This is a genomic window from Pantoea allii (assembly GCF_046529425.1).
Taxonomy (GTDB): domain Bacteria; phylum Pseudomonadota; class Gammaproteobacteria; order Enterobacterales; family Enterobacteriaceae; genus Pantoea; species Pantoea allii.
Map to the genome: position 1 here is coordinate 2,610,703 of NZ_CP125958.1, position 12,422 is coordinate 2,623,124.

Sequence of the window (12,422 nt, forward strand, 5' to 3'; positions counted from 1 at the left end):
TTGCGCCGGCGCGGATCAAGATGGTGTTTGCTTTCAGGCGGATTTGTGATTCGGGAAATTAACCGAAACCATTAGCCCACCTTCTTCCGACGTACTGAGGCGTACGCTGCTGTTGTGTTGCTGCGCAACGGCTTTGACGATGGCAAGTCCCAGCCCACTTCCGCTTTGCATCTGATTGGGATCACGAAAAAATCTGTCGAATACGCGCTCCCTCAATTCAACGGGAATGCCAGGCCCTGCATCTGAAACACGTAACTGCGTGGATTGGTCTAAGGATCGTAACTCCACCTCAACCCTCCCGCCCCCAGGGCTGTACTTCACTGCATTTTCAACTACGTTATCAATAAGCGACATCAACCGCTCCCTGACGCCAGTCACCCAGATTTCCTCTTCGGCGTAGAATTCAAGTTCAATTCTGCGTTCCGCCGCGAGCGGTGCCAGCCCGGCCATGCGTTCTTGTATGAGCGTTGTCATCTGCAAAGGCTCCATAACCGTGTCAATGCGCGCTTCGCTGTGCATCATCAGCAGCAACTGATTGACCAGACGAGCCGCACGGCTGTTGCTGCGAATAATGCCTGCAAGCAACTCTTTTTGGCTGTCACTGCTCACATAAGACTGCAACGCCTCAACATTGATTCGCATCGCCGCCAGGGGGGTACGCAGCTCGTGAGCGGCATCGGCAATGAAAACGCGTTCCCGTTCAGTGCTTTCCCGCACTCTGGCAAGAAATCCATTAACAGCGTCAACCATCTGGCGAAGCTCCCTGTGCTTTGGCACTGCTTTTAAGGGCGAGAGATCGTCCGGCGTGCGTAAGGACACTTCATTTACCACCTTATTCCATGGGCGCATGGCAATGCGGATTGACAGCCACGCAGGAAACAAAAGAAACGGAATGCATACCAGCAGCGGCATCACGTAGTAGCCGCGCGAGTTCAGGTAGATAAAGAAATTCCAGCCTCCAGCAGGGGTGATAAGCGTGACCTCTGTGTCGGCGTTCCCGGACTTTAAGGTACGGCTGGTCCAGGCGCGACCATCACTCTCAACACGCTCAATTTTTCCATAACGGCTGTTTATCACGCCCGCTGGCGCACCATCAGAGGCATAAACTATCTCTTTATTCTTGCGTACGATAAGGCTGATTGAGAGTTTTGGATCTTCACCGCCGCCATAATTTTCCCGCACTGCCTTACTTAATGCAGCCAGCACATGCGTTCGCTCCTGCGGGCGATCGTCCATATTCTTAACCACAGTAAAAATGGTTTCGTACGTCTTGCTGCCCGTTAATATTGGCGGGCTACGCAAGTCCTCCCACAAAACGTAAGTCAGAAAAAGACACCAGAGCAGGGTGAGCAATAGCATTTGCGCTACCATAATTCGCCGTACGAACGTTGGGGTTCTCAGAAGGCGCCAGACATTTCGCATCAACCTGCCCCCTTCTGAATGGGTACGGTATCAATGACATACCCAACGCCCCTCACCGTTCGCACATAGCCGTCGCCGATTTTGCGACGCAAATTCCCCATATGCACATCGAGCGCATTACTCATATTTTCTTTTGCGCCGAAGATCCTTTCTTCCAGAAAGCTGCGAGTAAGCACGCGGTCAGTGCGCAACATCAACGTTTCAAGCAGCGCGTATTCACTTGCCGTCAACTCAATATGCTGTGCATTCACGGTCACGCGTCGTGTGGGCACATAAAGCGATAATCCGCGCAGTTCTATCGCCTCGTTCTGAAAACCATAACTGCGGCGCGCAAGCGCTCTCACCCTCGCCAACAACTCGGCGAGAACAAACGGTTTGACGAGATAGTCGTCTGCACCCGCGTCCAGCCCGCAAAGGCGATCGTGCAGTGTGCCTCGCGCCGTCAGGATGATGACGGGAATACCCTTGAGCTGCTGACGCAAGTACGCCATCAGGCTCATGCCATCGCCGTCGGGTAATCCGAGGTCGAGCAACACAAGTTCAGGCACGCAGACATCAAGCTGATGCAGCGCATCCTCTTTGCGGCGAACCCATATAACATCAAATCCTTGATCTGCAAGGGCAATACGTACGCCGTTGCCGAGATCCAGGTCGTCTTCGATTAGGAGTATTTTCACAATGGTTACGGTATCAACAGTGAATGAAGAACGTCTGAAGAAAAAAACGGTATCAGGAAATCTATCAGCTTTGCCGCCTCTGTGGTTGCTTCACCCTTTCTTCATTATGGGCTCATGAGAACTTTAGCGGGCGCCTGCAAAATGCGCGTTCTGGCGTTTACAACCCGCTTGTATCGTAATCATTTGAATCCACGAGGACTTCTTTAATGAGAAATAACATACTGCGTCATAAGTTCCCCTTTTCACTCCCGGGGCGCAGCCTGAAAAAAATGTTGCCGGGCACCGTCCTGGCGTTACTGGCAACCCCGATACTGGCGGCAGCACAGAATCAGGACAACGCGTTGACTCTGGGAGGCGGCGCGAACGTGACGCCACGCTATTCTGGTTCGGATAAAAGCCGCGTCACGACCGCCATGGTGCTGGATTACACAATGGCAAATGGTTTCTTCGCCAGCTCCACGCGGGGCATCGGTTACGGCAATAACATCGGCAAATTCGATTACAACGCTGCGCTGAGCTATCGCGCAGGTCGGAAGGATCACGACGTGGACAGCGACTCGCTGAGCGACGGCAGCGACTATTTGCGTGGTATGGGCGACGTCAAAGGCTCGGCTCTCGGTGTGTTTGGCCTGGGATACCGGGTGGCCGACTGGCTTAATTTGCAATTGCAGGCTGAAGTGCCATTTTCTGAACGAAACAATGGCGCGGCACTGCATTTTGGCATTAATAGCCCGCTTTATACCTCACCGAATAATACCGTAACGCTGGCGCTGACCGGCAGTTGGGGGACGGACAAATACATGCAGACTTACTACGGAGTCAGTGCATCCCAATCAGCCGCATCAAGGTTTACCCGATATGATGCCGGAGCGGGAGTTTACGCCTGGTCGATGAATCTTGACTGGACACATAAGTTCAATGAGGACTGGAGCGTGGTTGCCGCAGCAGGCGTTACGCAGTTGACGGGGGATGCGCGCAATAGCCCGATTGTGCAACGAAAAACATCGCCCACCGTAAGCCTGCTGGTGACATATCGCTTCTGATCGTTATTCAATGAGTCCGTCTAAACAGGCTTTATGACCATACAAGCAGGGCTGCGGTTAAGCGGTCAGCCAGTGCGTGTTGCTGACGCGAGATGAGGTAAAACGTGCCGGCAGCGGAGGTTATCAGGGCGCTGCCGGGCGCTGTTAATTACCGCGATAGGTGGAATAGCCGTAAGGACTCAGCAGTAACGGAATATGGTAATGCGGCTCGCTACTGTCCATATGGAATATCACCGGAATTTCCGGAAAAAATGATTTGTGCTGCACTTTCTGATAATAATCGCCTGTTTTAAAGACGACTTTGTAATCTCCTGTTTCAAATTTCCTGTCATCTGGAAACAGTGCGCTAATTCTGCCGTTTTTATCGGTGACACCCGAGGCGAGTTTTACCCATTTGCCCTGCTCTTTATGTTCGAGGTCAACGGAAATACCCGGGGTTGGCGTGCCAGATTCCAGGTTTAATACATGAACACTCAGCGGATTTTTCATACTGGTTGATTCTGCTGCATACGCACTGACTGAGCCCATTAATAACGCTGCAACTGCACCCATTTGCCATTTCATTATCGATTCCTTTTTTTGAGTTAACCTGCAAACGAGGTTATAGGGCGTCAGGTAAAATACCTAACGACAGGGGATAAATGTGAATTTTCTGAGAAACATGGTTCGTTATTGAACTGATTTAGCGATTCGCGCTTTCCATCCGGTAATTTGCGCTGTTTCGCTTTTACGCCTGCAAAAATCTCAAAAGCGACTATGCTGTTTAATTCAAGGTCCACTTCAAGGAGATGAAATGCATACTAAATCCTTCTCAGCTGCCGTTTTGCTTGCCCTTTCACTGGCAACATTAGTGGGTTGCTCTTCAAATCAATCCATTAAGACTTCAGACGGCCGCACCATAGTGACCGATGGTAAGCCTCAAATTGACAGCGATACCGGACTGGTTTCCTATCGCGACGCACAGACAGGCAAAACCGAACAAATCAATCGCGATCAGATCAGCAATATGAGTGAACTTAATAACTAATTAATTCCATCATGGATATAAGGTGAATAATATGAAGAAGACTCTGATTTTACCGCTGGCAGTTTTGATCGGCATGGCCGCATTAACCGGTTGCACACGTACCAGTTATGCTATTCATACTAACGATGGCCGTACGATTATTAGCGATGGCAAACCCTCTGAATCGGATGCCGGTTTACTGGGTTACACCGATGCTAACGGTGTGAAACAGCAGATCAATAAAACAGACGTGAAAGCTGTCTCTGAAGTACCCCACTAATATCATTGCCGCCCACCCAGGGCGGCATTTTTATTTCCCATCTGCCCTGCCCCTTTCTTAAAGACCTTCTGTTTTAACCGTTAATCCACAGGCGACAATCGCAAATCCATTTATTGTTTTCAGGATTTTGTGCGGCACAGATAAAGGTAAGCTGTTGCACAGGCCGCCCTGCCGCTGTATGAAAGTCCGTTGCCCTGGCTCCCGTATCAGGCAGATCGCTTTTTTAATCACCCACGTGATATTTCTTGATGTTATTGGCCCTTTTCTCGCCGCGGTATCGCTGTTATTCCGCTGGAAAAGTCATAATAATGGCGCGATATCAGTCTATTTTCGTCAAGGACCTATCTTAATTTCAGGCCAATAAATACATATCTAGTGGTTTAATCACTTCAATCTTTTCGCGTAAAACCGCTTTATATGTGTTTTTCCCTTCCTTTTGAGGAGGTTAGCCTGCTTACCGCAAAGTTCACTTTTTATGCAGGTTTATTTGATAGGTAACGCCTAATGAAATAACACTTTCGTTATGCATTTCTTTTACTAGACTAATTACTGGGTCGACGACATTCTCACTCACTCAGGAGTTGCATATGTATTTTCACGATGAAGCTACCGGTCATAAGATTATTGGTGAAGCTGCGGTGAACCTGGCACTACAGGATGAGGAGATAACTGTGGTTTCGTTGATCCGTCAGCTAAGCATCATGGCGGACAATGAAATCGACGACGAGCGGGTTATTCAGATTGCAGATGCCCGTAAATGGCTGAAAAGCTTTATTAACGTCGCGACACGGGAACGGGCAGAACTCAGCTGGATGGTTGTTACCGGCCAGGTGCCCGCCAATTTGACCGAGCATTAACTCAGCAGGTCAGTCGGTTATCCCTCTGCGCGGGCGCGCTCTGCGTCCGCGCAATCATCATCCGCTCCTGGCGCGTTTTGTTGCCGATCACCTGCTTTGACGCACTTCACTTGCTTCCTGTTACCTTCCGCACAATTTTCCATCGAAATAGCTGTACAAGTTTTATTTTATTGTATAACTTTACGTAACTTTCAACTGACTATTTTTGGACCACTGCGAGAGCACCTATGCAACACAACCATCGCCTACCTCAGAGCGCCGACGATATCTCCCGTTATTTTGCTGCGGCCAGCCTGCCTTCACAGCAAGAAATGCTGGGGCAGATCGTGGTTGATATTTTACGTGCAGGCCAGAACGTGAATCGTAAAGCTATCTGCACTAAGCTGCTGCGCCGCCTTGAGCTGTCGGCAAGTGAGGAAGAAGAGCGTCTGTGTCGTGAACTGATTGGATTGCTCTTTGGGCGGTGATACGGCAACGGGCTGCCGTTATTCAGGCGGGTTGGTCTTTGTCAGAGCAGTCGCGGCATAGCTGCTGTTACTGCTGTTACTGTTATGCAGGAAACGTCCTGCCCGTCATTGCTATCCGCTAGTGAAGTTTATGCGCCAGGATGCGGATAGCCTGTTCACAGGTCAGCCTGGTTTTTTCGCACTCCGTTAGAACACTTTGCTGATGCAGGGCGCTAATAATTTCCTGTACTGTCACCGTTTCTCCGGGCTGGAGAATACCTGACACAATCCTGCCTAACAGCGCGTGTATCTCTTCACCAATTTCTGTCCTGTCTTGTTTCACGCCTTTTCCTCGAACCTTACTTTTCATTTAATATCATCAATTTATCGCGACGGCGTGTGTTCGGCCGCCCAGTCAACGCGCCACATGTTGTGCAGTCACGGTCAGCGTTGTGTCAAAATTTAGGAAACATTCGCTTCCTAAATAGACAAATGTTAATCCAGTATTTTCAGGGCCAGCGCAATAGTCGCTTGCTCATCGGTTACATCGGCGACCTTGCCCGTGACGCGCATACCAAATGCGATGCGCAAAATCAGGCCTGCCGCCGTCTCAACATCCAGACTGGCTGAGATCGAGCCATCGTGCTGCCCTTCCTGCAATAACGCCATCAAAAATTGCTTGTTACGGTTGATGACCTGCGCAACCAGCTGCGACAGCTCTGCGTCCAGCACCTGTAACTCAATGGCGCTGCCTACCACCAGACAACCTGTTCGCCCTTCTGTCGCCCGGGAGGAATCCAGATAAAACTGTAACAGCTCGGTTAACTTCGCGCGGCCGGTAGAAAATCGGGCCAGTCGTCCGCGCAAATCCTCATTGCGAACGGCGATATAGCGCTGAAAGACCAGTAGAAACAAGGAGCGCTTATCCTGGAAAGCTTTATAGATACTTCCCACAGAGAGGTTCATTGCTTTACCCAAATCGGCTAGCGATGCGGCATGATATCCCTTTTGCCGAAACACAATCATCGCCTGGTCCAGAGCCTGTTCCATATTGAACTCTCTGGGCCGACCTCGTTCTTTGTGTTGATACGCTGTAGAGATTTGGCTGTTCATGACGACCAATTTGAAAGGCGGCATCTTCGGCTCGGCCGAAAACGATATGCGCGGGTGATTGTATCTCAGTCGTGGATCACAAGTATACCCCGAATCCCGGCCCGAATGCAGAAGCCTGGCCTGGACCACGCCGGGCGCGGGACAGGGGTACGAACCTTTTAGCTTTTAGCGGTTAGCGTTTAACAATTCTTCTGCGGCCAGTTTACCTAAGGCATTCGCGGCAAACGGGCTGTCACCGGTCAGTACGCGGCGATCTTTATGCACGGTACCTTTGATATCACTGTTAACCAGCGTTAACCCCATCGCCTGGAGCTTCTCGCCAAAATACCAGGTCAGGTGCCCTGGCATATAACCCATATCGGGGGTTTGCTTATCGGCTGAGTCCGGGAACGCGCAGATTGCATAGCCGTTAAGGGGATTTTCACCTTTGTCCAGCGCCAGGAACGCCGCCGGGCCATGGCACAGCGAAATCAGATGGCGATCGTTTGCCAGCGTCCAGCGGATAACCTCTGCCACCGCTTCACTTTCGGGCAGTCCAATCAATGCACCGTGCCCGCCCGGAATAAACACACCGGCATAATCGGAATGGGGTGTAAGTGAGGTTACAACGTCACTTAACGTCAAAGGCGAACGGAACAGCGACAGACAGTGGTTATAAAATCCCACAACCACTTCATCCTGCTGTGGCATTGCCCAGTGTTCAAACTTCACCATTTGTCCAGACAGTGTGGCAACGTCAAACTGAAAGCCGGCCTGATACAGGTGGTACATAGGCAGCAACGTTTCAATCGGGTGATTCCCGGTTGAAAATAGCGTGTCGTTATCCAACGGCAGATAGCGTTCGTCGGCACAGATGACCAGAATTTTTTTATTCCCGGTGTGCGGTTGCGCGTACCCGGCATCGCTCAGATCGGATTTAGGGCTGGTGAACTGGTCAAGAGAGTAGGCTGATGGGAAAAAGGCATTATGTTCAGCCTGATCTGCCACCGGAGATTTACTAAGTTCTGACATGACAATGTTCTCCTTAAGGGCGAATGAATACCTGTTTCATCCTAGACCAGAAAGTCAGGTTTAAGCAGCGCGCCAGCACAAAACGAACCCTTTATGAGAGCATTCCGTTGTCTGCCCTGCCCTCAACCTCGATCTCAACCTGGCTGGTTCCATCATTTCACCACGGGAAAATCGCTGATGCGGATGGTGCGCAGACGTCCCCCGATTTGTCTGCAGTACTGATTTTCTTTATGCAGTTTTTCGGCGGCACGTTCGGCACAGGTACAGACCGGCTCACGTACCTGGGCATAGTTTGAGAGAAGCGGCTGACCACGATGTGGAACACCGGGCACGTATTAATGAAGCATTTGCCCTGATCCGTGCAGATTTCACCCTGACGCTATCCCATCCCTTTGTGCAGTAGCGGTCGCAACGGAAGGCGGTGTGATTTTCTCCGTTCCTGTGACGCCGCACACCTTCCGGCACAGCTACATGCACATGCTTTATGCGGGGATTCCGCTGAAGCCGCTACAGAGCCTGATGGGCCACAAAAGCCTGAAATTGACAGAGGGATATACGAAAGTTTTCGCACTTGACGTGACGGCGCATCACTGGGTGCAGTTTTCGACGCCGGGTAAGGAAGCTGTAGCCATGCTAAAAAAATTTTAATGCCAGCATCAAGACATCAGGGTGATATATGTTTAAGTAATTTCATCCTGTGATTAAATAACTATAAATATTATTATTTTTTTAGGCGAAATATTTCAGATATATTTTTCCAATCAAAACCAACGCATTAATAGATAATTTTCATTAAGTTTTTCGCGATCATTATCACAACAATGTAAATGCAAAGTTAACTTTTATTAATTTTTTATTATATATGAAATTGCTGACAGGTGATTAACACTGGGTTATTTATGATTATGCTGGCTGTTCAGAACTGCTGAACAGCCATTATGTTACCAAGAACAGAATGCTTGTTCCCCTCAGCATATTTCAGCAAGAAAAGGCGATCATTGAACGTTTTATGTTACTTATTAATCAGTCACTGATTTTTCGGGACGATTGTAAAAGTGATGTGGTCCGGCTTATTCATCAAAATTTCAAAAAATTGCCCTGCGACGAGATGATTGAAAGGTCACTTTTGCAGATCAGGGAAAAGAAATACCTTGATGAGCATGATCTTATCAACCTCAATAACACGCTTGCGGCCATGCTTGTCGGGTTAGAACCTGCCCGCCACTTGTCGGATCATGCGTATAATGTGGGTATGCTTTTCGACGGCAGAGTAAAGGGAAAGGAACATTTTGTTGACATTGCGCATTCCTTTATGGCCGTTTTTGAAGCCTGCAGAGACATGACTTCTGGCTGTGATCCCTGCACCGATGTTCAGGCGTCAGACAGAGCTATCGCCTATATTGCTGCGCATCAGACGACCATGCAGCTCATTGTGGCCACGCTCTGGGCCATATCTCACTTCAGTCTGAGAGTAAATGCAGATAATGTCCGCGACATAGTGGTTGAGGCCTCGCGTTTTTACAGCCCCGTTCTCTCCGTAGGAAGAGTGATGTCTCAGGATCTGAGCTTCAGAGGGCTGAATCTACGAAAGGGTGACAGGGTTATGTTCTATACCGCGCTGGCTAATTTCGATGCCGGGTTTTTTGATGAGCCTTTCCAGTTCATTCCGGGTCGAAAAGAGAAACCACTTTCTTTCGGAACCGGGATGCATATGTGTATCGGTATGGGGATCGCGCTCAACTTTGCTTCATCCTTTATCGCCCGTACCAGCTCAAATGGCGCACTCAGGAACGTCAGAATTACCGAACTGGCGGAGGGCGTTTCTGCGCTGGGCGCTTCGCGTTTCAGTATGGGAATGGACTGTCATGAACTGGCTGAAGATTAAGAATTTCCGAACCCTTCTCGCCTCGCTTTTTATGTCAAAGACAGGCGATTATGCATACGAAGTGGTTTTCGTATTTATCGTGCTGGAGAGCACACATCATGATTATCTGCTTACCGGTTTCGTTTACTTTTTCCGGTTTATTCCCTTTCTGTTCTTCGGCCCGGTTGGAGGCTGGATGGCAGATAATTATCGCCTTAAACATAACCTCTTACTCAGCGAATGGCTGCGTCTTATTGTGTCGCTTCTTCTTTTCATATGCAGCCTGAATGGTTCGGTCAGTATCACCGTCCTTATCGTGGCTTCTGTGCTGACAACCATTGGCCGCAGTATCTTCCAGCCAAGCTATCAGACCGCTGTGCCCAGAACCGTTGATGCATCAAGGCTTGCCGGTGCTAATGGTATATCGCAGGTAGCCGAAGAAACGGCTTCGGTGGCAGGCCCTCTTATTTGTTCCTTCATACTCACATTCTCGGATAAATCATGGGTCCTGCTCTTTAACACCTTGACCTATGCTGTATCGATTATTTTCCTCTTCACATTTTCTGAAACGGTAGCGGTAAAAATATCGGCTTTCAGGATCAAAAATGTTTATAAGGAAACCTGGTCCTGTATTCAGGGCCTTTATTATGACACCCGTGGGCTATTTATCACCATACTGTGCTCTTCCGTCTGCATCCTGTTCACCGGATCGGTTCTGCGTTTTATAATTCCTGCGATGACAGTCAGTCACGGACAGGGGGAACTGATAACCAGTTGGATCTTTTCTCTCATGGCCGCAGGCACGATCACTGGTGGACTTATCTATGGTCGGTTTTTAAAGCAGGCTTCACCCGAGAGAGTAATGCGGTACTGGTTCTTGTACGGTATGCTTTTATTTGTAATGTCACTTACCGCTCTGTATTCCTTTAATTTTCTTCTTCCTCTCGCATTTATACTTGGGATCAGCGGTGCCTTTGTAGATATTGCGCTTGTGACAGTTATACAGACGTTGTCCCCAGCGGAGAATACAGGTAAGACATTCGGCACGTTCTCTACACTGGCAAACACTGCTGAAGCCCTTTCTGGCCTTCTTTCCGGGCTGCTCGCAGCTGGGGGACTGATGGTTGCTTTTGCTGGGATGAGTTCGCTTATCGCGCTAACAGGCATTACCGGAACAGTCCTTCTTTCAGGTAAAACGCGGAACCTTCACCTAAAAAAAAATGAAGCCGGTGGCTCAGTTCAAAGAGAATCTTCGGATTGAGGTGTGCAAGATCCGGGTGAGCCGCGAGCATTGACGTCTGCGTACTGGTTTCATGCTACCCGCACTTTTTCAGATACAAGATTATGTTGAGGACAAACTGGATTTCAACAAATGACTGATCGGGCATCCGTGTGCACCTTGCGTCATGAAAAATCATAATATGATGATGTAAAAGGTTATTTTACGACAAGAAGGTCTGAATACCTTGTGGTGTAACAAGGCGACAACATCTCGCGCTTCATGGCCCAGCGTTTTTCCGTGCCCTGCCCGGCAAACCACATCTTTCCTTTGCCCTCTTTATGAATCCGATCGATCACCTGCATCAGATCGTTACGGCCTGGGTTAACCGAACGCTCATCGAACATATCCAACTGCGTCACGCCATGATCGAAGAAATCACTAAGGACTATGCCGGCCTTGATATAGCGGTGTCCTTCTATCCAGATATAGTCGAGCATCTCGGTCGCCACCCGAATAATATCGCGCGTATCGTGGGACGGCGTCAGGAGTTGCCCTGTCGCCTGATTACCGTAAAAATTTTCGCCGGGTGCATGCGGACTGGTGCGCAGAAATACCCCGATTTGTCTGCAGTACTGGTTTTCTTTACGCAGTTTTTCGGCGGCACGTTCGGCATAGGTACAGACCGCCTCACGCACCTGGGCATAGTCTGAGAGGCGGCTGCTGAAGGAACGTGAGCACATGATCTGTTGTTTGGTGGGTTCGAGCGCCTCTAAATCCTGGCAGGGTTCGCCACATAATTCTCTGACCGTGCGCTCCAGCACCACGCTGAAGTTCTTACGAATCAGGCTGGGGCGCTGACGCGCCAGGTCCGCGGCCGAGGTTATGCCCATTTCCTCAAGCCGCTGACTGAGCCGTCGACCTACGCCCCAGACCTCCGCAACGGGCACCTTCACCAGCAGTTTTTCCCGACGTGCAGGATCGGACAGATCGACAACACCCTTGGTGTAGTTTGCCCATTTTTTAGCGGCAAAATTCGCCAGCTTCGCCAGCGTTTTGGTGGGGGCTATGCCGACACAGACGTTGAGATGAACTTCTTTTTTTATCCGGGTTTTGATCTCGTGGCCCAACGTGTCGAGCGACATGCAATGGCTGACGCCCGTTAAATCCAGAAAAGCCTCGTCAATCGAGTAGATTTCCACCGACGGGGCCATTTCCTCCAGCAACGTCATTACTCTGGTGCTCATATCCGCATAAAGCGCGTAGTTGGAGCTAAAGACCTGTACGTTGTGGCGGGCAATAATCTCTCTCATTTTGAAGAACGGCACAGCCATGGTAATGCCCAGCGCTTTTGCCTCTGCATTACGCGCAATCACACAGCCGTCGTTGTTAGACAGCACAATGATGGGCTTTCCTTTGAGATCGGGGCGAAACACCGTCTCACAGGAGGCATAAAAATTGTTCACATCCACCAGCGCAAACAT

15 protein-coding genes and 1 pseudogene are annotated in these 12,422 nt (G+C 49.7%); 8 read left to right on the forward strand and 8 right to left on the reverse strand.

Features of this window, described 5'->3' with window-relative positions; all coding sequences use genetic code 11:
- Positions 1–33: 33 nt before the first annotated feature.
- Together QNH99_RS12285 and QNH99_RS12290 are read right to left on the reverse strand one after the other, a co-directional pair.
- Positions 34–1,422 carry a sensor histidine kinase gene (locus tag QNH99_RS12285; RefSeq protein WP_410516742.1) on the reverse strand — a complete coding sequence of 463 codons (1,389 nt, stop codon included), beginning with the start codon at positions 1,420–1,422 and terminating at the stop codon, positions 34–36.
- Positions 1,422–2,099: a response regulator gene (locus tag QNH99_RS12290; protein WP_063879438.1), complete on the reverse strand. Its 678-nt coding sequence runs from the start codon at positions 2,097–2,099 to the stop codon at positions 1,422–1,424. Before QNH99_RS12290 ends, QNH99_RS12285 begins: the two co-directional genes overlap by 1 nt.
- A gap of 206 nt (positions 2,100–2,305) precedes the next feature.
- Between QNH99_RS12290 and QNH99_RS12295 the strand changes: the two genes are divergently transcribed.
- Entirely contained in the window at positions 2,306–3,142 is an 837-nt protein-coding gene (locus QNH99_RS12295; protein ID WP_410516743.1) for a MipA/OmpV family protein, read from the forward strand.
- A 144-nt stretch (positions 3,143–3,286) separates the two neighbouring features.
- Here the strand turns inward: QNH99_RS12295 and uraH are convergent, their stop codons facing one another.
- Positions 3,287–3,706: a hydroxyisourate hydrolase gene (uraH, locus tag QNH99_RS12300; RefSeq protein ID WP_283356105.1), complete on the reverse strand. Its 420-nt coding sequence runs from the start codon at positions 3,704–3,706 to the stop codon at positions 3,287–3,289.
- A 229-nt stretch (positions 3,707–3,935) separates the two neighbouring features.
- Between uraH and QNH99_RS12305 the strand changes: the two genes are divergently transcribed.
- The 4 genes from QNH99_RS12305 to ycgZ all read left to right on the forward strand — a co-directional run bounded on the left by QNH99_RS12305 (position 3,936) and on the right by ycgZ (position 5,752).
- Positions 3,936–4,169, forward strand: coding sequence for a YgdI/YgdR family lipoprotein (locus QNH99_RS12305; RefSeq protein ID WP_063879435.1), 234 nt, complete (start codon positions 3,936–3,938; stop codon positions 4,167–4,169).
- Positions 4,170–4,200: 31 nt separating this feature from the next.
- A complete protein-coding gene (locus QNH99_RS12310) occupies positions 4,201–4,428 on the forward strand; it encodes a YgdI/YgdR family lipoprotein (protein ID WP_063879434.1) in 228 nt (75 codons plus the stop codon).
- A 587-nt stretch (positions 4,429–5,015) separates the two neighbouring features.
- Entirely contained in the window at positions 5,016–5,285 is a 270-nt protein-coding gene (locus tag QNH99_RS12315) for a hypothetical protein (protein ID WP_063879433.1), read from the forward strand.
- A gap of 227 nt (positions 5,286–5,512) precedes the next feature.
- The gene (ycgZ, locus tag QNH99_RS12320) at positions 5,513–5,752 is read left to right on the forward strand and encodes a regulatory protein YcgZ (protein WP_063879432.1); all 240 of its coding nucleotides are present in this window, start codon (positions 5,513–5,515) and stop codon (positions 5,750–5,752) included.
- Positions 5,753–5,870: 118 nt separating this feature from the next.
- Here the strand turns inward: ycgZ and QNH99_RS12325 are convergent, their stop codons facing one another.
- From QNH99_RS12325 to QNH99_RS12340, 4 genes are all read right to left on the reverse strand, one after another.
- Positions 5,871–6,101: a hypothetical protein gene (locus tag QNH99_RS12325; protein WP_217268393.1), complete on the reverse strand. Its 231-nt coding sequence runs from the start codon at positions 6,099–6,101 to the stop codon at positions 5,871–5,873.
- Positions 6,102–6,226: 125 nt separating this feature from the next.
- On the reverse strand, positions 6,227–6,868 hold the full coding sequence (locus QNH99_RS12330) for a TetR/AcrR family transcriptional regulator (protein ID WP_109716265.1): 642 nt from the start codon (positions 6,866–6,868) through the stop codon (positions 6,227–6,229).
- A 141-nt stretch (positions 6,869–7,009) separates the two neighbouring features.
- The gene (gene hchA, locus QNH99_RS12335; protein ID WP_096012636.1) at positions 7,010–7,855 is read right to left on the reverse strand and encodes a glyoxalase III HchA; all 846 of its coding nucleotides are present in this window, start codon (positions 7,853–7,855) and stop codon (positions 7,010–7,012) included.
- A gap of 152 nt (positions 7,856–8,007) precedes the next feature.
- The gene (locus QNH99_RS12340) at positions 8,008–8,187 is read right to left on the reverse strand and encodes a hypothetical protein (protein WP_410516744.1); all 180 of its coding nucleotides are present in this window, start codon (positions 8,185–8,187) and stop codon (positions 8,008–8,010) included.
- A gap of 82 nt (positions 8,188–8,269) precedes the next feature.
- On the opposite strand from QNH99_RS12340, the pseudogene QNH99_RS12345 reads away from it, so the two are divergent.
- The 3 genes and pseudogenes from QNH99_RS12345 to QNH99_RS12355 form a co-directional block, all read left to right on the forward strand.
- Positions 8,270–8,503: pseudogene (locus QNH99_RS12345) on the forward strand (tyrosine-type recombinase/integrase); the annotation flags it as partial.
- Between the two features lie 307 nt (positions 8,504–8,810).
- A complete protein-coding gene (locus QNH99_RS12350; protein WP_256853636.1) occupies positions 8,811–9,740 on the forward strand; it encodes a cytochrome P450 in 930 nt (309 codons plus the stop codon).
- Complete coding sequence (locus QNH99_RS12355; protein WP_145393301.1) at positions 9,721–10,980, forward strand: MFS transporter; 1,260 nt, start codon at positions 9,721–9,723, stop codon at positions 10,978–10,980. The genes QNH99_RS12350 and QNH99_RS12355 overlap by 20 nt, the downstream gene beginning before the upstream one ends.
- A gap of 176 nt (positions 10,981–11,156) precedes the next feature.
- Here the strand turns inward: QNH99_RS12355 and umuC are convergent, their stop codons facing one another.
- Positions 11,157–12,422 (reverse strand): translesion error-prone DNA polymerase V subunit UmuC, encoded by a 1,266-nt coding sequence (gene umuC / locus QNH99_RS12360; RefSeq protein ID WP_283356101.1) that lies wholly within the window; start codon positions 12,420–12,422, stop codon positions 11,157–11,159.

What these genes read in the sequence shown, in the direction of transcription:
- QNH99_RS12285 (WP_410516742.1), bottom strand. Translation starts at nt 1,422, where the DNA reads ATGCGAAATGTCTGGCGCCTTCTGAGAACCCCAACGTTCGTACGGCGA.
- QNH99_RS12310 (WP_063879434.1), top strand. Translation starts at nt 4,201, where the DNA reads ATGAAGAAGACTCTGATTTTACCGCTGGCAGTTTTGATCGGCATGGCC.
- QNH99_RS12330 (WP_109716265.1), bottom strand. Translation starts at nt 6,868, where the DNA reads ATGCCGCCTTTCAAATTGGTCGTCATGAACAGCCAAATCTCTACAGCG.
- ycgZ (WP_063879432.1), top strand. Translation starts at nt 5,513, where the DNA reads ATGCAACACAACCATCGCCTACCTCAGAGCGCCGACGATATCTCCCGT.
- QNH99_RS12315 (WP_063879433.1), top strand. Translation starts at nt 5,016, where the DNA reads ATGTATTTTCACGATGAAGCTACCGGTCATAAGATTATTGGTGAAGCT.
- QNH99_RS12325 (WP_217268393.1), bottom strand. Translation starts at nt 6,101, where the DNA reads ATGAAAAGTAAGGTTCGAGGAAAAGGCGTGAAACAAGACAGGACAGAA.
- QNH99_RS12355 (WP_145393301.1), top strand. Translation starts at nt 9,721, where the DNA reads ATGAACTGGCTGAAGATTAAGAATTTCCGAACCCTTCTCGCCTCGCTT.
- QNH99_RS12305 (WP_063879435.1), top strand. Translation starts at nt 3,936, where the DNA reads ATGCATACTAAATCCTTCTCAGCTGCCGTTTTGCTTGCCCTTTCACTG.
- uraH (WP_283356105.1), bottom strand. Translation starts at nt 3,706, where the DNA reads ATGAAATGGCAAATGGGTGCAGTTGCAGCGTTATTAATGGGCTCAGTC.
- QNH99_RS12295 (WP_410516743.1), top strand. Translation starts at nt 2,306, where the DNA reads ATGAGAAATAACATACTGCGTCATAAGTTCCCCTTTTCACTCCCGGGG.
- hchA (WP_096012636.1), bottom strand. Translation starts at nt 7,855, where the DNA reads ATGTCAGAACTTAGTAAATCTCCGGTGGCAGATCAGGCTGAACATAAT.
- umuC (WP_283356101.1), bottom strand. Translation starts at nt 12,422, where the DNA reads ATGTTTGCGCTGGTGGATGTGAACAATTTTTATGCCTCCTGTGAGACG.
- QNH99_RS12350 (WP_256853636.1), top strand. Translation starts at nt 8,811, where the DNA reads ATGCTTGTTCCCCTCAGCATATTTCAGCAAGAAAAGGCGATCATTGAA.